Origin of the sequence: Methyloversatilis discipulorum (assembly GCF_000385375.1) — a bacterium.
GTDB classification, from domain to species: Bacteria; Pseudomonadota; Gammaproteobacteria; order Burkholderiales; family Rhodocyclaceae; genus Methyloversatilis; species Methyloversatilis discipulorum_A.
This window is the reverse complement of the sequence record NZ_ARVV01000001.1, coordinates 830,759-853,788: the sequence shown is the minus strand read 5'-3', so window position 1 is coordinate 853,788 and position 23,030 is coordinate 830,759. Positions and strand designations below refer to the sequence as shown.

18 protein-coding genes are annotated in these 23,030 nt (G+C 66.3%); 10 read left to right on the top strand and 8 right to left on the bottom strand.

The annotated features are described in order from the left end of the window. Window positions 1–24 precede the first annotated feature (24 nt). Complete coding sequence (phoU, locus tag METRZ18153_RS0104085; RefSeq protein ID WP_020163527.1) at window positions 25–726, top strand: phosphate signaling complex protein PhoU; 702 nt, start codon at window positions 25–27, stop codon at window positions 724–726. Window positions 727–791: 65 nt separating this feature from the next. Here the strand turns inward: phoU and METRZ18153_RS0104080 are convergent, their stop codons facing one another. The 6 genes from METRZ18153_RS0104080 to METRZ18153_RS0104055 form a co-directional block, all read right to left on the bottom strand. Beyond that, window positions 792–1,649, bottom strand: a complete 858-nt coding sequence (locus tag METRZ18153_RS0104080) for a tetratricopeptide repeat protein (RefSeq protein WP_020163526.1) — start codon at window positions 1,647–1,649, stop codon at window positions 792–794. 51 nt (window positions 1,650–1,700) lie between these two features. Next, window positions 1,701–1,973, bottom strand: coding sequence for an oxidative damage protection protein (locus METRZ18153_RS0104075; protein ID WP_019919514.1), 273 nt, complete (start codon window positions 1,971–1,973; stop codon window positions 1,701–1,703). A gap of 88 nt (window positions 1,974–2,061) precedes the next feature. After that, on the bottom strand, window positions 2,062–4,125 hold the full coding sequence (locus tag METRZ18153_RS0104070; RefSeq protein WP_020163525.1) for a sensor domain-containing diguanylate cyclase: 2,064 nt from the start codon (window positions 4,123–4,125) through the stop codon (window positions 2,062–2,064). 19 nt (window positions 4,126–4,144) lie between these two features. After that, window positions 4,145–5,467: an amino-acid N-acetyltransferase gene (gene argA / locus METRZ18153_RS0104065; RefSeq protein WP_020163524.1), complete on the bottom strand. Its 1,323-nt coding sequence runs from the start codon at window positions 5,465–5,467 to the stop codon at window positions 4,145–4,147. 91 nt (window positions 5,468–5,558) lie between these two features. Next, window positions 5,559–7,034 carry a polyphosphate:AMP phosphotransferase gene (gene pap / locus METRZ18153_RS0104060; protein WP_020163523.1) on the bottom strand — a complete coding sequence of 492 codons (1,476 nt, stop codon included), beginning with the start codon at window positions 7,032–7,034 and terminating at the stop codon, window positions 5,559–5,561. Then, complete coding sequence (locus METRZ18153_RS0104055) at window positions 7,034–7,756, bottom strand: 16S rRNA (uracil(1498)-N(3))-methyltransferase (protein WP_029143536.1); 723 nt, start codon at window positions 7,754–7,756, stop codon at window positions 7,034–7,036. Before METRZ18153_RS0104055 ends, pap begins: the two co-directional genes overlap by 1 nt. A 202-nt stretch (window positions 7,757–7,958) precedes the next feature. On the opposite strand from METRZ18153_RS0104055, the gene METRZ18153_RS0104050 reads away from it, so the two are divergent. Further along, window positions 7,959–8,759: an inositol monophosphatase family protein gene (locus METRZ18153_RS0104050; protein ID WP_020163521.1), complete on the top strand. Its 801-nt coding sequence runs from the start codon at window positions 7,959–7,961 to the stop codon at window positions 8,757–8,759. 7 nt (window positions 8,760–8,766) lie between these two features. On the opposite strand, the gene METRZ18153_RS0104045 is transcribed toward METRZ18153_RS0104050, so the two are convergent. Then, the gene (locus METRZ18153_RS0104045; protein WP_029143534.1) at window positions 8,767–9,723 is read right to left on the bottom strand and encodes a LysR family transcriptional regulator; all 957 of its coding nucleotides are present in this window, start codon (window positions 9,721–9,723) and stop codon (window positions 8,767–8,769) included. Between the two features lie 415 nt (window positions 9,724–10,138). Here METRZ18153_RS0104045 and METRZ18153_RS0104040 point away from each other — a divergent pair, with 415 nt between their 5' ends. From METRZ18153_RS0104040 to METRZ18153_RS0104005, 8 genes are all read left to right on the top strand, one after another. After that, window positions 10,139–11,233, top strand: a complete 1,095-nt coding sequence (locus METRZ18153_RS0104040) for a class 1 fructose-bisphosphatase (protein WP_020163519.1) — start codon at window positions 10,139–10,141, stop codon at window positions 11,231–11,233. A gap of 37 nt (window positions 11,234–11,270) precedes the next feature. Next, window positions 11,271–12,155, top strand: a complete 885-nt coding sequence (locus METRZ18153_RS0104035; protein ID WP_020163518.1) for a phosphoribulokinase — start codon at window positions 11,271–11,273, stop codon at window positions 12,153–12,155. Window positions 12,156–12,297: 142 nt separating this feature from the next. Next, a complete protein-coding gene (tkt, locus tag METRZ18153_RS0104030) occupies window positions 12,298–14,319 on the top strand; it encodes a transketolase (RefSeq protein ID WP_020163517.1) in 2,022 nt (673 codons plus the stop codon). A 141-nt stretch (window positions 14,320–14,460) separates the two neighbouring features. Next, window positions 14,461–15,477, top strand: coding sequence for a type I glyceraldehyde-3-phosphate dehydrogenase (gene gap / locus METRZ18153_RS0104025; protein ID WP_020163516.1), 1,017 nt, complete (start codon window positions 14,461–14,463; stop codon window positions 15,475–15,477). 115 nt (window positions 15,478–15,592) lie between these two features. Further along, window positions 15,593–16,759 (top strand): phosphoglycerate kinase, encoded by a 1,167-nt coding sequence (locus tag METRZ18153_RS0104020; protein WP_020163515.1) that lies wholly within the window; start codon window positions 15,593–15,595, stop codon window positions 16,757–16,759. Window positions 16,760–16,804: 45 nt separating this feature from the next. Beyond that, the gene (gene pyk / locus METRZ18153_RS0104015; protein ID WP_020163514.1) at window positions 16,805–18,253 is read left to right on the top strand and encodes a pyruvate kinase; all 1,449 of its coding nucleotides are present in this window, start codon (window positions 16,805–16,807) and stop codon (window positions 18,251–18,253) included. A 17-nt stretch (window positions 18,254–18,270) separates the two neighbouring features. Then, complete coding sequence (gene fba / locus METRZ18153_RS0104010; protein ID WP_020163513.1) at window positions 18,271–19,335, top strand: class II fructose-bisphosphate aldolase; 1,065 nt, start codon at window positions 18,271–18,273, stop codon at window positions 19,333–19,335. Window positions 19,336–19,365: 30 nt separating this feature from the next. Continuing rightward, entirely contained in the window at window positions 19,366–20,247 is an 882-nt protein-coding gene (locus tag METRZ18153_RS0104005; protein ID WP_020163512.1) for a phosphoribosylaminoimidazolesuccinocarboxamide synthase, read from the top strand. 70 nt (window positions 20,248–20,317) lie between these two features. On the opposite strand, the gene METRZ18153_RS0104000 is transcribed toward METRZ18153_RS0104005, so the two are convergent. Then, window positions 20,318–22,921, bottom strand: a complete 2,604-nt coding sequence (locus METRZ18153_RS0104000; protein ID WP_020163511.1) for a PAS domain S-box protein — start codon at window positions 22,919–22,921, stop codon at window positions 20,318–20,320. Window positions 22,922–23,030: the final 109 nt, after the last annotated feature.

The window sequence follows — 23,030 nt, the reverse complement described above, 5'->3', positions numbered from 1 at the left end:
TTAAATCCTTCAGGACCTGACGTCATGAGCGAACACATTTCCAAACGCTACGATGCCGAACTCGAAAGCGTGCGCACCGGCCTGCTGCAGATGGGCGGCCTGATCGAACAGCAGATCGAGCATGCGATGCGCGGCGTGATCGAGCGCAATCTGCCGCTGCTCGAAGAAGTGATCGCCAACGACAAGAAGGTCAATGCGATGGAGATCGAGCTGGACGACGCCTGCAATCACCTGATTGCCAAGCGCCAGCCGGCCGCCAGCGACCTGCGCGTCATCATGTCGGTGGTGAAGACCATCACCGATCTGGAGCGCATCGGCGACGAGGCGAAGAAGATCGCCAAGATGGGGCGTCACATCCTCGAATCAGAGGCCATCTTCGTGCCGCGCGTCGAACTGCGGCACGCGGCTTCGATGGCGGTCGACATGCTGCGCCGCACGCTGGACGCGCTGGCACGCATGGACCTCGCCAGTGCCACCGAGGTGGTGCGTCAGGACAAGGAGGTGGATGCCGAATTCAAGTCCATCATGCGTCAGCTCATCACCTTCATGATGGAAGACCCGCGCACCATCTCCTGCGGCCTGGATCTGCTGTTCATCGCCAAGGCGATCGAGCGCATCGGCGACCATTCGAAGAACATGGCGCAGTACGTGGTGTTCATGGTGAAGGGCACCGACGTCCGCCACGCAGGACTGGCGGCGATGGAAGCCGCCGCAGCTGCCGATTGACCTGGGGTCTGCTGACATTGAATCGCGAACCGCGCTTGCGGCGCGCGATTCAATAGCAACAGATCCTAGCGCGACGTGCCGGCCGGCAACGCCGCTGCCGGTGCATCGCCGTCTCCGGATGCGGTTGAATTTGCGAGTTCGGGCAGTGGGTCATCGCTGTCGGGAATTTCGGATGCGCGCGACAGCTGCTGCGCCAACGCCAGTTGCTCCGGCTTCAGCGACGCCGCGATTTCGTCCCGCGCCCCACGCGCTGCGCCGTGGCCCTGCGCGGCGGCACGATTGAACCACGCGTAGGCACGCACCAGATCGAGCGAAACACCCTCGCCGATGCGGTGCAGCCGGCCCATGTGGTACTGCGCGCCGACATGACCACTGCGCGCCGCGGTGCGGAACCACTTGCCGGCGGCCGAATAGTCCTGCAACGTGCCGCGGCCGAGTTTCAGCGCCAGCGCCAGTTCGTACTGCGCCCGCGCGTGCCCCTGTTCGGCCGCCTTCTCCAGCCACTTCACAGATTCCGCAATATCCGTCGCTTCGCCGGTCCCGCCCTGGGCCAGCATCATCCCGTAAGCGTACTGCGCTTCAGGGTTACCGGTTTCGGCGCGCAGACGCTCCGCCTCCAGCGGCTCCAGTTCAGCAATGAGCTGTTCGTGCTCGGTGGGCGTGCGCGTCTCGACACCCTGGACGGTGACGACGATGGCCACCACCAGACCGAGCGCAAGTGCGCCGCCGACCGCCGCGAGCGGAATGCGCCGGAAGCGGACGAAGCGCTTGTGGCAGTTGCGGCAACGAACCGGCTTGAGCCAGAAGCGTCCGGCCTTCTCGTCCGAGTTCTTCCAGCTGGAGTCCTTCGTGTTGCTGCTGAGGCAATACGGACAGCAACGCGGCCCCTGCAGGACGCTGGACAGGCGGGTGGATACAGTCATGATGAAAAGCTATCACGCACCCCGGACGGCCCCCGTGAAGAACTGTGTCGATCAGGCGGCCGGCGGCACGAAGCCCGTGACCTGGTCCGCACCTTCGCCAAAAAAGTGCTTTTCCATCTGTTCCGCCAGATACTTGCGTGCGCGCGGGTCCATCAGGCTGAGGCGGTTTTCGTTGATCAGCATGGTCTGGTACTTCACCCACTGCTGCCACGCCTCCTTCGACACCGATTCGAAGATGCGTGCGCCCAGTGCGCCGGGCACCGGCGGAAAGTCGAGGCCTTCCGCCTCCCGACCCAGCTTGATGCATTGAACCATGCGTGCCATCTGTAACTCCTGTAAACGTTGGATATATCGAATTCTAGGCCCTGTGCCGGGCGCTGAATCGACATGTTGAATCATGAAGGCGGCCGCGTCAGGTGCCGTGCCGCCGCTGGGACATCCGGAATGCGTTCTTACCGTCGTTCTTCGCCGCGTACATCGCCGAATCCGCGGCGCTGAGCAGGGTTTCGCCGCTGTGCGCGTGCAAGGGATAGATGCCGATGCCGGTACTGGTGGTGACGCAGGCCTGGGCGCCGTCGAACTCGAACACCATGCCGGCGACGCGCTCGCCGATGCGGCGCGCGAGGCCGGTCAGCGCGGTTTCGTCGGTATCCGGCGCGAGCACCGCAAATTCGTCACCGCCGAGACGGAAGAACATTTCATTGCGCCGGATGATGGCGCCGACGTCGCGCGCCAGCCGCGTCAGCACCTCATCGCCCGCCTGGTGACCGAAGCGGTCGTTCACCGGCTTGAAGCCGTCGAGATCGAACAGCAGCAGGCCGAGCTGGGTGCGACGGCGGGCCGCGTCGGCAATCATCCGCGCGAGTTCTTCGTGGAAGCGGCGACGGTTGTAAAGATTGGTCAGCGGATCGCGTTCCGCCATATTGACCAGCGCCTCGGCGGCACGCCGCTCGGCGGTGACGTCCTCGTAAAGCCAGACGCGGCCGAGAAAGCGGCCGGGCGTGGCCGACGGCACCAGGGCCGACTGCTCGCGGATGATGCGGCCATCGCGCAGCGGAATGTCCTGCGGATCGGTCGGCGCACGGGCGGCCAGTATCGACTTCACGCGCTCGCGGTAGATGTCCTCGTCGGCACGCAATACGGCCGTGCGCTCGATCAGCACCGCATCGCGCATGCCGGACAGGTTCTCGTTCTCGGCGAAGCCCCAGATCGTCTTCAGCATCCGGTTGGCGTGCTGCGCACGGCCATCGCGGTCGACGAAGAGCACACCCAGCTTGATCAGATCGAGCAGCGCTTCCAGCCGCGAACGCTCTTCCTCGCTGCGCGTCAGGTAGTAGTCGCGCAAGCCCTGTTCGCGACGCAGCGCGGTCACCGTGTCGAGCAGCTTCAGTTCGGCTTCCTTGCGGCTCTGGATGTCGTCGGCCGACACGCGCACGCCGAGACAGGTACCCGACTCGTCGTAGATGGGTTGCCAGTTCAGCGAAACCCACACGATGGACCCGTCACGGCGCAGCAGTCTCACCTCGAAATTCTCGCCACTGGCGCCGGCCAGCGCGTCGGCCGCACGGGCGGCGAAGATCTTGCGGTCCTTTTCGTGGATCAGCATGCTCGCCAGATCTTCGGCCAGCAGGCAGTCGAGCGGACTGTGCCCGGTCACCCGTTCGATCGAGCGGTTAACCCAGATGAGCCGCCCCTGCGGGCTGAACCAGGCCTCGACGCCGAAGGTGAAGTCGGCGATCGCGTGAAAGCGCGACTCGCTCTTGCGCAGCGCGGTCACGCGCTCTTCCAGCGCTTGCACCATCTGGTTGAAGGCGCGGGTCAGCCGGGCCAGCGCGTCGTCGCCGCGCACCGGCAAGGGATCGACCTCTTCGGCGCGACGCAGCGCCACCGCCCGGGTTTCGATCGCGCTGACGCCTTCGAGCACCCCGCCCAGCACCCAGCGCGCCAGCCAGACATGCAACAGCAGCACCAACGCACCGAGCGCCAGCGCACCGTTGCGCAACATGGCCAGCGAGGAGAGCAGCCCGGACAGGTCTACGCTGGCACGCAGCACGCCGACCGGCGCACGTCGCCCCGGCTGCAGCAGATCGATGCGCATGTCGTAACGGCCACGCCCCGATTCCAGCGCCTGACCGATGCTGCCGTGGGCCGCACCGAGCACGGCCGGACCGCCGTCGGCGATCAGGACGCGACCCGCCTCGTCCCGCACCTCGACATAGTCGAGCTGACCCACGCGCCGCAGCATGCTCACCTCCGCCGCGAGCCGCGCAGGGTCGGCGATCAGGGCGGCAGCGAGCCGGGCCTGCATGTCGGCGACCAGGTAATCGATGCGCGCCGACTCCCGCTCGACCAGATGCGCGGAAATGAGGCCGTAAGCCCACAGCAGCGCCACGCACAGAACGCCGCCCAGAAGGATGCCGGAGGCGAGCAGCCGCCCCTGCAGCACGCCGATGCGACGTGTCAGAACACTGAGCATGAGCGGGCTCCGGCTGCGATCACAGGTTTTTCACCAGGACCTTGCTGCGCCGCTGCGGGTTGTAGTTCTCTCGACGCACGCGCGGCAGCGCATCGACACCGGCCTCGACGAAACCCCGCTCGACGAACCAGTGCGCGGTCACCGTGGTGAGCACGAACAGCTGCTTGATCCGTTCGGCGCGGGCACGCGTCTCGACATAGCTCAGGATCTGCTCGCCGTAGCCGTGGCGACGGTATTCCGCCATCACCGCCAGACAGGCCAGCTCGGCCATCTGCTCTTCCGGATACGGATAGAAGGCGGCGCAGCCCATGATCACTTCGTCGTGTTCGAGCACGCTGAAGCGCTCGATCTCGCGTTCCAGCCGCTCACGGCCACGGCTGACCAGCGTGCCGTCGGCCTCCAGCGGTGCGATCAGGCCGGCGATGGCGGGGACGTCATCGACCCGCGCGTTGCGCATCAGCGCGAGCCGCTCGCGCGAAATGACGCTGCCCACGCCCTGGGTGGTGAAGAATTCGAGCAGCAGCGCGCCGTCGAGATCGCGGTCGATCATGTGCGCGCGCGCCACGCCCAGCTTTACCGCGCGGATGGCGCGTGGCAGGTAGAGCCCGAGATCTTCGGTGATGCCGCGCCCGGCCTTCAGCCACTGCGCGGCTTCGTCGGCGGTCAGTTCGGGCACCAGCGCGCCCTGTTCGTCGACGATGCCCGGGGCGTCGCACAGGTAGATGAGCTTGGTCGCCTGCAGCGCGACGGCGACCGATTCGGCCACCTCTTCCATGCTCAGGTTGAACACCTCGCCGGTCAGCGAGTAGCCGTAGGGCTGCATCAGCACGATGTCGCTGTCGGCCAGCGCGTCGTTCAGCGCCTCGACATCGACCTTGCGGACGGTGCCGGTGTAGCCGTGGTCGATGCCATCGACCACGCCGACCGGGCGAGCGGTCAGGAAATTGCCGGAGGCGACCTCGATCGTGCTGCCGGCCATCGGCGTGTTCGGCAGGCCCTGCGAGAACAGCGCCTCGACGTCGATGCGGATGGCGCCGTTGGCGCGCTTGACGCAGTCCATCGCCTGCGCGTCGGTCACCCGCAGGCCCTTGTGATAGCGCGGCGGCAGCCCGCGTGCGGCCAGTTCCTCCTCGATCTGCGGGCGGGCACCGACCACTAGCACCAGCTTGATGCCGAGTGCGGCGAGCAGGTTGCAGTCCTGCACCAGCGAATTGGCCAGAGGCCCCTGCAGCACCTCGCCGCCGACGGCGATGACGAAGGTTCGACCGCCGAAGGCGTGGATGTAGGGCGCGGCACTGCGCACCCAGGCAACGAAACGCGGCGAGTCGGGATCGGCGTGCATGCGGGTTCCGATGGGAAAATTCAGCGAATTCTAGCCGAGCGCACGCCGGCGGACGCGCCGCAGAACTTGCGCTGTCTCAATTCCAGCACGTTCACCCCAGTTCCGATTCGAGGCGATCGCACAAGGCGTCGAGTATGGCCAGCCGCGCACGGTACTTGTCGTCGGCCGAAACCACATTCCAAGGCGCCTGTTCGGTGTGCGTGCGCACCAGCATGTCCTGCACCGCCGGCACGTATTGCGACCATTTTTCACGGTTGCGCCAGTCCTCGGGAGTGATCTTGAAACGCTTGAAGCGCTGGCGTCCGCGCTCGTTGAAACGGCGCAACTGCTCGTCCGAGCTGACTTCGAGCCAGAACTTGCAGACGATGATGCCGTGTTCGGTCCATTCCTGTTCGAACGCGTTGATCTCCTCGAAGGCGCGCGACCAGTCGGCTTCGATGGCAAAGCCCTCGACCCGCTCGACCAGCACGCGGCCATACCAGGAGCGGTCGAACAACGAAACCCGGCCATCGCGCGGCACGTCGCGCCAGAAGCGCCACAACCACGGGTAGAGGCGCTCGTGCTCGGTCGGCGCGGCCACCGGGTGCACCCGGTAATTGCGCGCATCGAGCGCGTGCGTGATGCGGCGTATCGCGCCGCCCTTGCCGGCGGCGTCCATGCCTTCGAACACCACTGCCAGCGCGCGCCGGGCAAAGGCCGGATGGCGCAGCAGCAGGTTGAGCCGGCCCTGCAGGCGTTCGAGTTCGGGCTGGTAGGCGTCCTTGCGCATCGGCTTGGACGGCGCATGCGCGGGCTGAGCCGGCTGTTCGCTGGGCACCACCAGCGGTGGCAGCGCCGGCGCAAGCGGCTTGCGCGGCCCGGCCAGCGCTTCTCGCAGGGCCTTCAGGATGATGCGTCCGACCATCAGCTCGGTCTGCGCGGCGTCGCTCGCGTCGATCAGATGCCAGGGCGCATGCGAGGTGTCCGACAGCCGGATCGCTTCTTCCGCCACCTTGCAGATGCGCTTGTGCCGGCGATTCGCACGCCAGTCCTCGGCGGTCACCCGCCAGCGCGTCGCCGCGTCGCGCTCCAGCGCGCGGAAGTGCGCGCGCTGACGGTCGGCGTCCAGGTGCAGCCAGAACTTCAGCAGCACCGCGCCTTCCATCGCCAGCATGCGTTCGAAGCGCTGGATCTCGTGCAGGGTGTGCCAGAAGGCGCGCCGCTTTATCCGGCGCTCGACGCGGGCGTTGATCGCTTCGCTGTACCAGCCCTCGAAAATCATCGCGGTACGACCACGCGACGGCAGCGCCTGCCAGTAGCGCCACATGTGCGGTCGCTGCCGCTCTGCCTCGTCGCGCGGCCCGAAAGCGCTGGTGCGGATGTGACGGGGGTCCATCCATTCGTTCAGCGTATTGACCAGGCGTCCGCGTCCGGCACCGGCGACACCGGCGATCAGCAGCACGACCGGCGTCCGCCCCTGTTCCAGTATCGAGTACTGGGCGTCGAGCAGATCGGCGCGCAGTCTGGACACCGCGCGTTCGAGCCGGGCTTCGTCCAGCGGGGCGACAGCAGGCAGCGCATCGAACATCAGAAATCTCCGATCAGGGTATTCAGTGCCGACAGTACGGCAAGGCCCGCCGTTTCCGTGCGCAGCACGCGCGGCCCCAGGGTCAGCGCGGCAAAGCCGGCAGCGCGCGCAGCGGCCAGCTCGTCGGCATCGAAGCCGCCCTCCGGTCCGATCAGCACGGTAATCGGTTCATCGGCGCGCAGACCCGCCGACTTCAGCGGCACGCCGCCTTCCGGATGCAGCAGCAGGCGCTGCCCGCTGGCCGCCGCGAGCGCCTGCGGCAGGGTCAGCAGGGGCTGCACCTCGGGCACCCGATTGCGACCGCACTGTTCGCAGGCCGACACCGCCACCTGCTGCCAGTGCTCGACCCGCCGCTGCGCACGCTCGCCGGCCAGCTTGACCACGGCGCGCCGGCTGGCCACCGGTTGCACCCGTGCCACACCGAGCTCGACCGCCTTCTGTACGATCCAGTCCATCTTGTCGGCGGCGGCAAGGCATTGCAGCAGTGTGACGTCGAGCGCGGACTCGCGCCGTGGCGTCGATTCGACGCCGACCGTGGCGTCGACGCTGCGGCCCCTGCGCACCAGGCGGGCGGCGAATTCGCTGCCGCGACCGTCGAACAGCGTGATCGCGTCGCCGTCGGCCAGGCGCAGAACGCGGTCGATGTGATGCGCCACCGGCGCCGGCAAGGTGATCGTTCCAGCCGGTTCCGCAGGCAAGGGACAAAAGAAGCGTGGAATCATCGTGTTATATTTGTGCACTGCAAGAACACCCGCCGACGAGGCTTTTCGCACCGTCGACGACGATCGGCCCCTCATGGTCGGAATGTCCGCAACCGTTATGGCATCAGGGCATCCGACAACGGGCAGCCGCCGCGAACGATACTGCCACGCCAGCCGGCCGGAGTGCTTCCGGCGTCGCGACGCGGCCCACTGACGAACGACCATGAGCTCAACCACACTGCTACAGATCGTCGACACCGCGCGCAGCGTCGCCCGCGAGGTGATCATGCCGCACTTCCTGACGGCGCAGCGCAATCAGAAGGACGACGGCAGCCTGTTCACCGTGGTCGACCTGGCGGCGCAGGAGGCACTGATCGAACGCCTGCCGCGCATCATCGACCGTCCGGTGCTCGGTGAGGAAATGCCGGAGTCGGTGCAGTTGCGCTTGTGGCACGAAGGGCAGGACGGCATCTGGTGCATAGACCCGATCGACGGCACCACCAACTTCGTAAACGGCATCCCTTTCTTCGGCGTCGCGATCGCGTACATCGAGGAGGGGCGCACGCGCCACGGCGTCGTCTACAACCCGATGACCGACGAAGCCTTCTACGCGGAAGAAGGCGGCGGCGCCTTCCTGAACGGCAACGCGCTACCGCTGCGCACACCGGCGCGCCACCTGCTGGACGCCGTGGCAGGCGTCGATTTCAAGCGGATTCCGAAGGCGCTCGGTGACGCGCTGGCCACCCAGTCACCCTTCTACTCGCAGCGCAACTTCGGCTCCAGCGCGCTGGAATGGTGTTTCATCGCCGCCGCCCGGCTGGACGTCTACCTGCACGGCGGTCAAATGATGTGGGACTTCGCAGCCGGCAGCCTGATCGCCGCCGAAGCGGGTGCCCGCTGCTCGATGCTGGATGGCGAGCCGCTGGACATGGCGCCCGGCCGCAAGACGCCGGTCGTGGTCGGCGCCAGCGCCGACCTCTACCGCGAATGGATGGACTGGCTGGCCGCCCACGGCGGCCGCTGATCTGTTCTCAGGGGTGGTGAACCGGCAGATGGACCGGCGCCACCTGCGAATTCACCAGCCGACCGCCCTCGTGCATCAGGAAGTCGCGCAGCGCCAGGGCGGCGGGCAACAGATTCTTCCGATCCCTGTATACAACGTGCCAGTTGCGCACGATGGGCGTGCCCGGCGCCGCGATGCGGCAGAGCACGCCGGTGCGCAACTCGAGCTGGCAGGTGTGCTCGGACAGGAAGGCCAGGCCCATGCCGGCGATGGCCGCCTGCTTGATGATTTCGTTGCTGGGCAGTTCGATGATTTCGGCCGGGCGTATGCCCTGCTCGACCAGATAGCTTTCCTGCGTCACCCGCGTACCGGACCCACGTTCGCGGATCAGGAAAGCCTCCTTGCCCAGATCCTCGGCCGTGACCGTACGACCGCCGGCCAGCGGATGGCCCTCGCAGGCCAGCACCGACAGCGGGTGTTCGGCAAAGACGTGCGCCTCGCAGCCCAGCGCAGCCGGCGGACGACCCATGATGGCGATGTCGATCAGGTTGTCTTCCAGGTGGCGGAAGATGTCGTCGCGGTTGTGCAGCGAAATGCGTACCTGCACGTCCGGATAGCGCTCGCGGAAGGCCATCAGCAGGCGCGGTGCGACGTATTTCGCCGTACTGACCACGCCGACCGACACCAGGCCCGAATGTCCGCTCGCCATCTGCGCCAGCGCCGCCTCGGCCTCGGCCAGCTGGTGGTCGATGGCGCGCGCATGGCGGGCGATCTCCATGCCGACCTCGGTCACACGCAACTTCTTGCCCAGGGTTTCTATCAGAGGAAGGCCGATCAGCCCGTCCAGCGCCTTCACCTGCATCGAAACCGCCGGTTGCGTCAGATGCAGCTCCTCCGCGGCGCGGGAAATCGAGCCCAATCGCGCGACTGCCTCGAATATTCTCAACTGGCGGAGAGACACCCCGCGCGTCCATTGCGTCGCCATATCAGTCTAAATAAGAATGTTTGATCGATCTTATCAAAACAACTTATTTTCAACCAAGGCCAGTTCCAGATATATTGCACTGCAACAGCAACGGAAACGCAGCGAACACCGCCTCGTAGGCCCTGCAGACCGAAGCGACAAGTTTAGCGTCAAAGCCTGTCAGCTCAACAAAAATGGACAGGTGACCCAGGCTCCTCCTCCACAACCTTGTTTGTGGATTCATACCCCGGCTCGCAAGAGTCCGGGGTATTTTTTTGCATTGCACATTCTGTTGCAACCAACGGAACACATCGCTCCGGCAGCGCAGCAACGCCCCTCCTGCACGACTTCCCGAGTGCCTCGGCCGAACCGCATGTGACAGCGATCGCGCGCTGCGGCTACGATGGAATCGACACCGGGACCCGAGGAGGCTGCCATGAGTGAAGGGCGCAAGACCCTGACGCGTTACACCATCGAGGCGCAGCAGCGCCACCCGCACGCCAGCGGGATCTTTTCCAGCCTGCTGAACGCCGTGGCCACCGCGGTGAAAATCATCGCCAATCACGTGAACAAGGGCGCGCTGGTCGGTTCGCTCGGCAGCTTCGAAGCCGTTGGCAGCGGCGCGGCCATCAATCTGTCCGGTCGCGTCACGCAGAAGCTCGACACCATCGCCAACGAGGCGATGCAGCGCGAGTGTGAATGGGGTGGCCATCTGGCCGCGCTGGCGCCGGAGGGTCTGGAAGGCTTCATCCCGACGCCGGACGAGCCGCCGCGCGGCAAATACCTGCTGCTGTTCGATGCGCTCGACTGCAGCAACAACATCGACGTGAACCTGACCGTAGGCAGCCTGTTTTCGGTTCTGCACGCGCCGAACCCGGGCGCCGAACCGCAGCTGTCCGATTTCCTGCAGCCGGGCACCGAACAGGTGTGTGCCGGTTTCGCGCTGTACGGCCCGTCCACGATGCTGGTGCTGACCACCGGCGAGGGCGTCGACGGCTTTACGCTCGATCGCGACATCGGCGCCTTCATCCTGACCCACCCACAGATGCGGATTCCGGAGCACACGACCGAATTCGCGATCAACGCGTCGAAGTCGCGTTTCTGGGAGCCGCCGGTCAAGCGCTACGTCGAAGAGTGTCTGGCCGGTCAGACCGGACCGCGCGGCGAGGATTTCAACATGCGCTGGATCGCCTCGCTGGTGGCGGAAACCTTCCGCGTGCTGACGCGCGGCGGCGTCATCATGTATCCGGAAGACACGATGCAGAGTGCGTCGCCCGGCCGCATCTCGCTGATGTACGAGGCGAACCCGATCGCCTTCCTGATCGAACAGGCGGGCGGCGAAGCCACCAACGGTCGGCAGCGCATCATGGAACTGACGCCGCGCAGCCTGCAGAGCCGCACGCCGCTCATATTCGGCTCGCGCGAGGAGGTGCGGCGCATCGTCCAGTACCACACGGAAAGCGACCAGGGACTCGATCGGGAATACACTTCGCCGCTCTTCAACGTGCGCGGCCTGTTCTCGGCGCTCTGAGCGGTCGCGCGCACCAGCCCACGGGAAAGCACTCCGGATGTCCGCCCGCCACCCTGTCATCGCGATCACCGGCTCGTCCGGTGCCGGCACGAGCACGGTCACGCGCACCTTCCAGCACATCTTCCGGCGCGAGGGCGTCAACCCGGTCATCGTCGAAGGCGACGCCTTTCACCGCTACGACCGCGAGGAAATGAAGGCGGCGATGGCGCGCGAAGCCGCCGCCGGCAACGAACACTTCAGCCACTTCGGTCCGGACGCCAATCTGTTCGAGGAACTGGAAACACTGTTCCGCCAGTACGGCAACGACGGCAGCGGGCGCATCCGCAAATACCTGCACAACGAGTGCGAAGCCGCACCCTATCAGCAGGAACCCGGCACTTTCACGCCGTGGGAGGACATTCCCGCCGGTACCGACATCCTGTTCTACGAGGGCCTGCACGGCGCAGTGAAGACGGACAAGGTCGATGTCGCCCAGCACGTCGATCTGCGGATCGGCGTGGTGCCCATCATCAATCTCGAGTGGATACAGAAGCTGCACCGCGACCGCGAACAGCGCGGTTACACGACCGAGGCGGTGACCGACACGATCCTGCGCCGGATGCCGGAATACGTGCACTTCATCTGTTCGCAGTTCGAGAACACGCACATCAACTTCCAGCGCGTACCGATGGTGGATACGTCGAACCCGTTCATCGCACGCTCGATTCCGACGCCAGAGGAATCGATGGTGGTAATCCGCTTCGCCAACCCGCGCGGCATCGATTTCCAGTACCTGCTGGCGATGATGGGGGGCGCCTTCATGTCGCGCGCCAACACCATCGTGATTCCGGGCGGCAAGATCGATCTGGCGATGCAGCTCATCTTCACGCCGCTCATCCTGCGGCTGGTGGAGAACGGCCGCAAGGCGCGCGCTCGCTACTGAAAAGCACGGCAACGCCCCTGTTGCCGCCACCACTCAGACCCGATCCCCGGCAGATCCGCGCCCTTCCTGCGCCGCAGCACGGCTGGCGTGACCCCTTGTTTTCGCGGATAATTGCGGGTTTTTCCGGCCGGAACCCCCTCTGATGAGCGCGCCCTCCATCACCCCGAAAGCAGGCTTCAACCCGATCACCGGCGCAATCCGCGCCCTGGCGATGGACGCCGTGCAGAAAGCCAATTCCGGTCACCCCGGCGCCCCGATGGGCATGGCAGAGATCGCCGAAGTGCTCTGGCGTCACCACCTGAAGCACAACCCGGCCAACCCGAACTGGGCTGATCGTGACCGCTTCGTGCTGTCGAATGGTCACGGCTCGATGCTGCTGTACGCGCTGCTGCACCTCTCCGGCTACGACCTGTCGATCGACGACATCAAGTCCTTCCGCCAGCTGCATTCGAAGACGCCGGGCCACCCGGAGCACGGCTACGCGCCGGGCGTCGAAACCACCACCGGCCCGCTGGGCCAGGGTCTGGCCAACGCGGTCGGCATGGCCATCGCCGAACGGGCGATGGCGGCGCAGTTCAACCGCCCCGGCCACAGCGTGGTCGACCACTACACCTATGCCTTTGCCGGTGACGGCTGCCTGATGGAAGGCATTTCGCACGAGGCGTGCTCGCTGGCCGGCACCCAGGGTCTGGGCAAGCTGATCGTGTTCTACGACGACAACGGCATTTCGATCGACGGCCACGTCAAGGGCTGGTTCGCCGACGACACGCCGAAGCGCTTCGAAGCCTACGGCTGGCAGGTCATCCCGGCGGTCGACGGCCATGACGCGGCCGCCATCGACGCCGCCATCCGCGCCGCCAAGGCCGACACCGCCCGCCCGACGCTGATCTGCTGCCGCACGGTGATCGGCCTCGGTTCGCCGAACAAGGCCGGCGGTCACGACGTGCACGGCGCGCCGCTCGGCGCTGCCGAAATCGAGGCCGCGCGCGCCCACATCGGCTGGACGCACGCACCGTTCGAAATTCCGGCCGACGTGTACGCTGCCTGGGACGGCCGACCGGCCGGCAAGAAGGCGGAAGAGGAATGGTCTGCCCGCTTCACCGCCTACAGCGCCGAACACCCGGAACTGGCCGCCGAATTCACCCGTCGCATGCGCGGCGCGCTGCCCGAGAACTTCGAACAGGTGGTTGCCGACACGATCGCCAAGTTCGACGGCAAGGCCGAGAACATCGCCAGCCGCAAGGCCAGCCAGAACTGCATCGAAGCCCTTGCGCCGGCGCTGCCGGAACTGCTGGGCGGCTCGGCCGACCTCGCCGGCTCCAATCTGACGCTGTGGTCCGGCTCCAAGGGCATCTCGCCGAAGAACCCGGGCGGCAACTACATCTACTACGGCGTGCGCGAATTCGGCATGGCGGCCATCGCCAACGGCATTGCGCTGCATGGCGGCTTCATCCCCTATACCGCCACCTTCCTGATGTTCTCCGAGTACGCGCGCAACGCGCTGCGCATGGCGGCGCTGATGAAGGTGCGTCAGGTGTTCGTGTTCACGCATGACTCGATCGGCCTCGGCGAAGACGGCCCGACCCACCAGCCGGTGGAACAGACCGCCACGCTGCGCCTGATGCCGAACATGGACGTATGGCGCCCGTGCGACACGGTCGAGTCCGCCGTGGCCTGGGCCAGCGCGATCAAGCGTGCCGACGGCCCGACCTCGATGATGTTCTCGCGCCAGAACCTGCCGCACGTTCCGCGCGACGCCGCGACCACCGCCGCCATCGCGCGCGGTGGTTACGTCCTGTCCGATGCGGCCGGCAAGGTGGAAGCGGTGCTGATCGCCACCGGCTCGGAAGTATCTCTGGCGCTGGCCGCACAGAAGACGCTGGAAGCGGAAGGCATCACGGTGCGCGTGGTGTCGATGCCGTCGACCTCGGTATTCGACCGTCAGGACGCCGCCTGGCGTGAAACCGTGCTGCCGCACGGCGTTCCGCGCGTTGCGGTGGAAGCGGGCGTGACCGATCTGTGGCGCAAGTACGTCGGCCTCGAAGGCGCGGTGGTGGGTCTGGACCACTTCGGCGAGTCCGCTCCGGCGGGCGAGCTGTACAAGGCTTTCGGCATCACCGCAGACGCGGTGGCGCAGGCGGCACGACAACTGCTTGGCAGGTAAGCGCCGACGCGGCGGGATGGAGTCTCCATCCGCCGCGTTTGCGTTTCCAAATGCCAATTTAGGCGCAGCGCAGCCACAAGTTGCGCCGCACAATCGAAGACTTTTCTTGAATCCACACCCAACGGAGAGGGAGTTGCTGAAATGACGATCAAGGTTGCGATCAATGGTTACGGGCGTATCGGCCGCAATGTGCTGCGTGCGCACTACGAAGGCGGCAAGCGCCACGACATCGAAATCGTCGCGATCAACGACCTCGGCGACCCGAAGACCAACGCGCACCTGACGCAGTACGACACCGCGCACGGCAAGTTCCCGGGCACGGTCAGCGTCGACGGCGACTACATGGTGGTGAACGGCGACAAGATCCGCGTGCTGGCCAACCGCAACCCGGCCGAGCTGCCGTGGGGCGAGCTGGGCGTCGACGTGGTGATGGAATGCACCGGCTTCTTCACCACCAAGGAAAAGGCCTCTGCCCACCTGAAGGGCGGCGCCAAGAAGGTGATCATTTCCGCCCCGGGCGGCAAGGACGTGGACGCCACCGTCGTCTATGGCGTCAACCACGGCGTGCTGAAGGCCAGCGACACCGTCATCTCGAACGCCAGCTGCACGACCAACTGCCTGGCGCCGCTGGCCAAGCCGCTGAACGACAAGATCGGCATCGAAACCGGCCTGATGACCACCATCCACGCCTTCACCAACGACCAGGTGCTGACCGACGTCTATCACGAGGACCTGCGCCGTGCCCGCAGCGCCACGCAGTCGATGATCCCGACCAAGACCGGCGCCGCCGCCGCGGTCGGCCTGGTGCTGCCGGAGCTGAACGGCAAGCTGGACGGCTTCGCGATGCGCGTGCCGACCATCAATGTGTCGGTGGTCGACCTGACCTTCACCGCCAAGCGCGCCACCACGGTGGATGAAGTGAACGCCATTCTGAAGGCCGCCTCGGAGGGCGAACTGGCCGGCATCCTCGGCTACAACACGCTGCCGCTGGTGAGCATCGACTTCAACCACGATCCGCGTTCGAGCGTGTTCGACTCGACCCAGACCCGCGTGTCGGCCGACGGCAAGCTGGTCAAGGTGCTGTCCTGGTACGACAACGAGTGGGGCTTCTCGAACCGCATGCTGGACACCACCGTCGCGCTGATGAGCGCCAAGTAAGGACACGGCATCGACGAGCGGGGTTCGGGCGCGTGCGCCCCTGCCCCGCTTCGTTTTTCCCCTTCCCGAAAATCCACTCGATCACGCTCATCACGCACCGCGCGGAGGATTCATCATGCAGTTCAAGCGACTTTCCGATCTCGATCTCAAGGGCAAGCGGGTATTCATCCGCTCCGACCTGAACGTGCCGCAGGACGACGCCGGCAACATCACCGAAGACACGCGCATCCGCGCCTCGCTGCCGGCGATACGCGCCGCCCGCGACGCCGGTGCCGCCGTCATGGTCACCTCCCACCTCGGTCGCCCGACCGAAGGCGAACTGAAGCCCGAAGACTCGCTAGCGCCGATCGCGCGCCGCATGTCCGAACTGCTGGGCTTCGAAGTGAAGCTGGTCGCCAACTGGACAGACGGCGTACAGGTCGCGCCGGGCGAAGTCGTGCTGCTGGAGAACTGTCGTGCCAACAAGGGCGAGAAGAAGTGCGACGACGCGCTGTCGAAGAAGCTCGCCGCGCTGTGCGACGTGTGGGTGAACGACGCCTTCGGCACCGCTCACCGCGCCGAGGCGACCACCTTCGGCATGGGCCAGTACGCGCCGGTCGCCTGCGCCGGTCCGCTGATGGCCAGCGAACTGGACGCTCTGGGCAAGGCGCTGGGCCAGCCGGCCCGCCCGCTGGCGGCCATCGTCGCCGGTTCCAAGGTGTCGACCAAGCTCACGCTGCTCGAAAACCTGGCCGACAAGGTTGATCAGCTCATCGTCGGTGGCGGCATCGCCAACACCTTCCTGCTGGCTGCCGGCAAGAAGATCGGCAAGTCACTGGCCGAAGCCGACCTGGTCGACGCCGCCAAGCGCGTGATGGCCAAGACGAACGTGCCGCTGCCGGAAGATGTCGTATGTGCGAAGGCCTTCGCCGCCGACGCCGAGGCGACCGTCAAGGCGGTCGATGAGGTGGCCGACGACGACATGATCCTGGACATCGGCCCGAAGGCCGCCGCCAAGCTGGCCGAAACGCTGCGGGCTGCCGGCACCATAGTGTGGAACGGCCCGGTCGGCGTGTTCGAGTTCGACGCATTCGGTCACGGCACCGAAACGGTGGCGCGCGCGATTGCCGAATCGAAGGCCTATTCGATCGCCGGAGGTGGCGACACGCTCGCCGCCATCGCAAAATACGGAATTGCCGACCAGGTGAGCTACATCTCGACCGGCGGCGGCGCCTTCCTCGAATTCCTCGAGGGCAAGACGCTGCCGGCAGTCGATATCCTGCTCAAGCGCGCCAACGGCTGAACATCACAGAACGCGCATACAAAACAACGAGGAGTCCGCCCAGCCATGCATCGCTTCACCAAAATCGTCGCCACACTCGGCCCCGCTTCCAGCGACCTGGCCACGCTCACCCGTCTGGTCGAGGCCGGGGTCGATGTCGTGCGGCTCAACTTTTCGCATGGCAAGGCGGACGACCACCGTGCGCGCGTTGAAACGCTGCACGCGGTCTGCGCCAAGGTCGGCCGCACGGTCGGCATCATGGCCGACCTGCAGGGCCCGAAGATCCGCGTCGGCAAGTTCGCCGGCAGCAAGGTGCTGCTGAAGGCCGGACAGAAGTTCGTGTTCGACATCGAGTGCCAGCTGGGTGACGCCGACCATGTCGGCCTCGATTACCCGGAACTGGTGAACGACGTCGAACCGGGCGCCGTACTGCTGCTCGACGATGGCCGCATCGTGATGGACGTGAAGGCGGTCACCGATACGCAGATCCACTGCACGGTGCGCCACGGTGGCGAGCTGTCGAACAACAAGGGCATCAACCGCCAGGGTGGCGGCCTGTCGGCGCCGGCGCTGACCGCGAAGGACATGGAAGACATCAAGATCGCGGCGTCGCTGAATGTCGACTTTGTCGCGGTGAGCTTCCCGAAGAGCGGCGCCGACATGAGGCAGGCGCGCGACCTGTTGCGCGCGGCGGGCTCCAACGCCCAGCTGATCGCCAAGATCGAGCGTGTCGAGGCGATCCCGGCGCTGGAGGAAATCCTCGAAGCGTCGGACGGCGCCATGGTGGCGCGCGGTGACCTCGCGGTCGAAGTGGGTGACGCCGCGGTGCCGGCGATGCAGAAGCGCATCATTCGCGTGTCGCGCGAAATGAACAAGCTGGTCATCACCGCCACGCAGATGATGGAATCGATGATCAGCAGCCCGGTGCCCACGCGTGCCGAGGTGTCGGACGTCGCCAATGCGGTGCTCGACGGCACCGACGCCGTCATGCTGTCGGCCGAAACCGCCTCCGGCCAGTACCCGGTCGAGACGGTCGAGGCGATGAGCCGCATCTGCATCGAGGCCGAGAAGTCGGCCGAGGTGAAGCTGGACCAGGAATTCCTGCAGCGCGTGTTCACCCGCATCGACCAGTCGATCGCGATGGCTGCGCTGTTCTCGGCCTTCCACCTGAAGGTGAAGGCGATCGCCACGCTGACCCAGTCCGGTTCGACTTCGCTGTGGATGTCGCGCCTGAACAGCGGCGTGCCCATTTACGCGCTGACACCGGAAGTGCGCACCCGTTACAAGTTGTCGATGTACCGTGGCGTGACGCCGCTGATGATCAAGCTCGATCCGGACGCCGATCGCGACCGCATGCTGCTCGACGCCGAGGCCGAACTGCTGCGCAGCGGTGCCGTGAAGGTCGGTGACCTCATCGTGCTGTCCTTCGGCGAGCCTATTGGCGTTCCGGGCGGTACCAATACACTGAAAATCGTCAAGGTCGGGGAGTATCGTCAACTCTCCACCGTAATCTGAACTCGCAGGAGAAACTCATGCCTCTGGTATCCATGCGCCAACTGCTCGACCACGCCGCCGAAAACGGCTACGGCCTGCCGGCATTCAACGTGAACAACCTCGAGCAGGTGCAGGCCGTGATGAGCGCCGCCGACGAAGTCGGCGCTCCGGTCATCCTGCAGGCCAGCGCCGGTGCCCGCAAGTACGCCGGCGAGAGCTTCATCAAGCACCTGATCCAGGCCGCGGTCGAAGCTTATCCGCACATCCCGCTGGTGATGCACCAGGATCACGGCCAGTCGCCGGCGATCTGCCAGGGCGCGATCGATCTGGGCTTCGGCTCGGTCATGATGGACGGCTCGCTGAAGGAAGACGGCAAGACGCCGGCCTCCTTCGACTACAACGTCGACGTCACCCGCCGCGTGGTCGAGATGGCGCACAAGGTCGGTGTTACGGTCGAAGGCGAGCTGGGCTGCCTCGGCTCGCTGGAGACCGGCATGGCCGGCGAGGAAGACGGCCACGGCGCCGAAGGCAAGCTCGACCACTCGTCGCTGCTGACCGACCCGGAAGAAGCCGCCCAGTTCGTCAAGGCCACCCAGCTGGACGCGCTGGCCATCGCCATCGGCACCAGCCACGGCGCCTACAAGTTCACCCGCAAGCCGACCGGCGACATCCTGGCGATCTCGCGCGTCAAGGAGATCAACAAGCGCATTCCGAACACCCACCTGGTAATGCACGGCTCGTCGTCGGTGCCGCAGGAACTGCTGGCCATCATCAACCAGTACGGCGGCAAGATGAAGGAAACCTACGGCGTGCCGGTCGAGGAAATCCAGGAAGCGATCAAGTACGGCGTGCGCAAGATCAACATCGACACCGACATCCGTCTGGCGATGACCGGCGCGGTGCGCAAGTTCCTGGCCGAGAACCCGGACAAGTTCGACGCCCGCGAATGGCTGAAGCCGGCGCGCGAAGCCGCCAAGGCCGTGTGCAAGGAACGCTATCTGCAGTTCGGCTGCGAAGGCCAGGGCAGCAAGATCAAGGCCATCCCGCTCGACGAGATCGCCCGCATGTACGCCAGCGGCAAGCTGGCCCAGACCGTCAACTGATCCTTACCGACGACCGCACCGAAGACCGAAATGGCCGACGCACTGTTCGAATCCAGCATCAAGAGCCTGCCGCTGATCGCCCGCGGCAAGGTCCGTGACATCTACGCGATCGATGACGAGAAGATGCTCATCGTCACCACCGATCGCCTGTCGGCGTTCGACGTCATCCTGCCCGACCCCATCCCGGGCAAGGGCAAGGTGCTGACGGCCGTTTCGAACTTCTGGTTCGGCAGGCTGGCCGGCGTATCGCCCAACCACCTGACCGGCATTGCGCCCGAGTCGGTCGTGATGGCGGATGAACGCGATCAGGTCGAAGGCCGCGCCATCGTCGTGCGGCGGCTCAAGCCGCTGCCGATCGAAGCGGTCGTGCGCGGCTACCTGATCGGATCCGGCTGGGGCGACTACTCACGCACCGGGGCGGTGTGTGGCGTGCAGCTGCCGCATGGCCTGCGCATGGCCTCGAAGCTGCCGTCGCCGATTTTCACGCCAGCCACCAAGGCGGCGGTGGGCGACCACGACGAGAACATCAGCTACGCGCAGACCGAAGCGCTGATCGGTGCCGCCATGGCAGCCAAGGTGCGTGACACTGCGATCGCGCTGTACAGCGCGGCCGCCGACTACGCGAAGAGCCGCGGCATCATCATCGCCGACACCAAGTTCGAATTCGGACTCGACGCTGACGGCAATCTGATCCTGATCGACGAGGCGCTGACGCCGGATTCGTCGCGCTTCTGGCCGGCCGACCAGTACCAGGAAGGCAGCAACCCGCCGTCCTTCGACAAGCAGTTCGTGCGCGACTACCTGGAAACGCTGGACTGGAACAAGACTGCGCCGGGCCCGCGCCTGCCGGCCGACATCATCCAGCGTACCGGCGACAAGTACCGTGAGGCACTGACCCGGCTGATCGGCTGACACACCTTACGCCCCGACCCAACGGAGCGCTTCGCCCTGGCGGACCGCTCCGTTTTCGCATCTGCGGTCTTCAGGTTCCGGTGCGCGACACCGCACCGGGCTTCGCTTTCTCGCCGGCCGGCACCGCGTCCGCCTGGTCGAACGGACGGAAGCCTGCCAGCGTGAAACGGAAGGTGGCGCCGCGCCCCGGCGCCGCCTCGACGCCGATGACGCCGCCGTGCCGCTCGACGATGCGCTTGACGATGGCCAGCCCCACCCCGGTGCCCGGAAATTCCTCCGCGCCATGCATGCGCTGGAACACGCCGAACAGGCGATCGGCGTAGGCCGGATCGAAGCCGACCCCGTTGTCGCGCACGCAGATCGCCGGGATGCCGCGCCGGTTCTCGACGAACACCTCGACCCGCGGTTGCGGGCTGCGCGACGAGAACTTCAGCGCATTGCCTATCAGGTTCACGAACACCTGCCGCAGCATGGACTGGTCGCCGCTGGCATGCCCCAGCGGCGACAGTTCGACGCTGGCCGCCGGGTACTGTTCGGCCAGATCGGCGACGACATTGGCCGCCAGCGTATCCAGATTGATTTCGCTGTGCGCCATGTCGACGCGCGACACCCGCGAGAAATGCAGGATGTCGTCGATCAGCAGACCCATGCGCGAGGCGCCGCGCTGTATGCGCTCCAGCATGTCGCGCCCCTCGTCGTCCAGCACCGCGCCGGCGTGCTCGGCCAGCAGGTGCGCGAAGCCGTTGATCGCCCGCAGCGGGCTGCGCAGATCGTGCGACACCGAGTACGAGAAGGCTTCCAGTTCGCTGTTTGCCTGCTCCAGCAGCGTGGTGCGCTCGGCCACGCGGCGCTCCAGCGATTCGTTCAGTTCGCGCACCTGGCGCTCGGCGCGCGCCCGCTCGAGCGCCAACTGGGCAATGTCGACCAGCCGTTCGATCACGTTCTCGTCCGCCCGCCCGGGCCGCCAGGCCTGCGGGTGCAGGATGATCAGTCCGCCCAGCACCGCGCCGTCCTGCGCCGCCAGCGGCAGCGCCCACAGCGCACGCACGCCCTCGGCGGCGAACAGCGCACGACAGCCCTCGAGATCGGGCGACGCCTGAACATCCTCGCACAGCAGCGGACGGCGCCCCGCCAGCGTTTCGAGAAGGCGCCCATCATGGTCGGCACCGGCCGGACCGCGCCGCAGCCAGTCGGCCAGCGCAGGCGGCAGATTGGCGCCGACGACATCGACCACGGCAGCGGTGCCAGGCGTCAGCGTGAGCACCGCGCAGATCGAATCCTCGTTCAGCAGACCGGACACCAGCCGTGCAAAGCGCGACATCACTTCGCTCAGCGGCATCGCCGCAGCGATCAGTGACAGCAGTTCGCGCTCGGCCACATCGACCTCTTCCAGCCGTTTGCGCAAGGTGATGTCGGCCACCGTGCCAACGACGCGGCTGCTGCGCCCGCTGGCGTCGCGCTGCGCGACGCCGCGCAGCAGGAACCAGCGATAGCCGCCGTCGGCATGGCGCATGCGCAGTTCCTGCTGGAAGTGGTCGCTGCGCCCCTTCAGGTGGCTGGCGACCATGGCCGACCAGGCCTTGCGGTCATGCGGATGGATGCCGGCGACGAACTCGCGCACGCGCATGCGGCGCCCGCCGGCGTCGTAACCCATGATCTGCGACAGTCGCGGCGACACATACATGCGGTCACTGCCGGTAATCCATTCGGCCAGGCCCTCGTTCATGCCGCGCAGTGCCAGTGCGTAGCGCTGTTCGCTGGCGCGCAGCGCGCGCTCGGCGCGAATGCGCGCGGTGAGATCGGAATAGGACGCCACCACGGCGTACGGCCGCTTGCTGCCGGCGTGGAACAGCGGCTGCGTGTTGACGGTCAGCCAGCGCATCTGACCGGACGCGCTCTCGGCACCGATCACCACGTCGCGCGCCGGCAGACCATCAGCCAGCGACCGGATGACCGGATGCATGTCGCGCGCCAGCGACCGCCCCTGTTCGTCGCACAGCGTGAATTCGTCGCCGCCGCCGGGCAGGCCGGCGTGAGCCGCGTCGAGCCAGGCACAGGATTCGGCCGAACGGTTGCTCGTCAGCACCCGGGCCTGCGCGTCGTAGAGCACGACCGCCTCCGACAGCGCGCCGAGCAGCACGCGGAAGCGCTCCTCGCTGGCGGCGAGCGAACGTTCGGCCTGCTTGTGTCCGGTGATGTCGTGGCAGATGACCAGCAATGCCGGCTGCCCCTGATGGGAAACCGGACGGGTTGCCGCCGACACCCAGCGCACCGAACCGTCACGACGGCGCAGTGGCAGTTCGACATCGTCGGTGCCGCGTCCCTGTGCCAGCACCTCGACCACGCGCGATCTGTCCTCGGCAGTCTGGCAGAACTCGACGATGCTGCGCCCCTGCAGTGCATCGGCCGACTCGTTGGCCATCGAGGCGAGCGCCGCATTGAGCACGCGCATGCCGCCGTCGGGCAGCGAGCAGATGCAGGCGGGCATCGGCAACTCGTGCAGCAGTTCGGACGTATCGTCGGCCGGAGCGGGCAAGGGCTCGGCCGGCGGCAGCATCGGAACGGTACGCACCAGCCAGACGCCGCAGGCCACGCACCAGACCAGCCAGCCGCCCTGCGCCGCCCACGGGTGGTCGATCAGGAATAAGGCGCCGGGCGCCCAGAGCGCAAACACACCAAGCGCCAGGCGCGCGCGGGAGCGAGCGGGTGTGCGGAGCGGGCCGAAAAAACCGGACAGGAGGCCTCTCAACAAGGTCATCCATTTCTCCAGGAGCGAAACGACG

Bases quoted from the DNA above. Each gene is read 5' to 3' on its own strand.
- phoU (WP_020163527.1), top strand. From the start codon at position 25: ATGAGCGAACACATTTCCAAACGCTACGATGCCGAACTCGAAAGCGTG.
- METRZ18153_RS0104080 (WP_020163526.1), bottom strand. From the start codon at position 1,649: ATGACTGTATCCACCCGCCTGTCCAGCGTCCTGCAGGGGCCGCGTTGC.
- METRZ18153_RS0104075 (WP_019919514.1), bottom strand. From the start codon at position 1,973: ATGGCACGCATGGTTCAATGCATCAAGCTGGGTCGGGAGGCGGAAGGC.
- METRZ18153_RS0104070 (WP_020163525.1), bottom strand. From the start codon at position 4,125: ATGCTCAGTGTTCTGACACGTCGCATCGGCGTGCTGCAGGGGCGGCTG.
- argA (WP_020163524.1), bottom strand. From the start codon at position 5,467: ATGCACGCCGATCCCGACTCGCCGCGTTTCGTTGCCTGGGTGCGCAGT.
- pap (WP_020163523.1), bottom strand. From the start codon at position 7,034: ATGTTCGATGCGCTGCCTGCTGTCGCCCCGCTGGACGAAGCCCGGCTC.
- METRZ18153_RS0104055 (WP_029143536.1), bottom strand. From the start codon at position 7,756: ATGATTCCACGCTTCTTTTGTCCCTTGCCTGCGGAACCGGCTGGAACG.
- METRZ18153_RS0104050 (WP_020163521.1), top strand. From the start codon at position 7,959: ATGAGCTCAACCACACTGCTACAGATCGTCGACACCGCGCGCAGCGTC.
- METRZ18153_RS0104045 (WP_029143534.1), bottom strand. From the start codon at position 9,723: ATGGCGACGCAATGGACGCGCGGGGTGTCTCTCCGCCAGTTGAGAATA.
- METRZ18153_RS0104040 (WP_020163519.1), top strand. From the start codon at position 10,139: ATGAGTGAAGGGCGCAAGACCCTGACGCGTTACACCATCGAGGCGCAG.
- METRZ18153_RS0104035 (WP_020163518.1), top strand. From the start codon at position 11,271: ATGTCCGCCCGCCACCCTGTCATCGCGATCACCGGCTCGTCCGGTGCC.
- tkt (WP_020163517.1), top strand. From the start codon at position 12,298: ATGAGCGCGCCCTCCATCACCCCGAAAGCAGGCTTCAACCCGATCACC.
- gap (WP_020163516.1), top strand. From the start codon at position 14,461: ATGACGATCAAGGTTGCGATCAATGGTTACGGGCGTATCGGCCGCAAT.
- METRZ18153_RS0104020 (WP_020163515.1), top strand. From the start codon at position 15,593: ATGCAGTTCAAGCGACTTTCCGATCTCGATCTCAAGGGCAAGCGGGTA.
- pyk (WP_020163514.1), top strand. From the start codon at position 16,805: ATGCATCGCTTCACCAAAATCGTCGCCACACTCGGCCCCGCTTCCAGC.
- fba (WP_020163513.1), top strand. From the start codon at position 18,271: ATGCCTCTGGTATCCATGCGCCAACTGCTCGACCACGCCGCCGAAAAC.
- METRZ18153_RS0104005 (WP_020163512.1), top strand. From the start codon at position 19,366: ATGGCCGACGCACTGTTCGAATCCAGCATCAAGAGCCTGCCGCTGATC.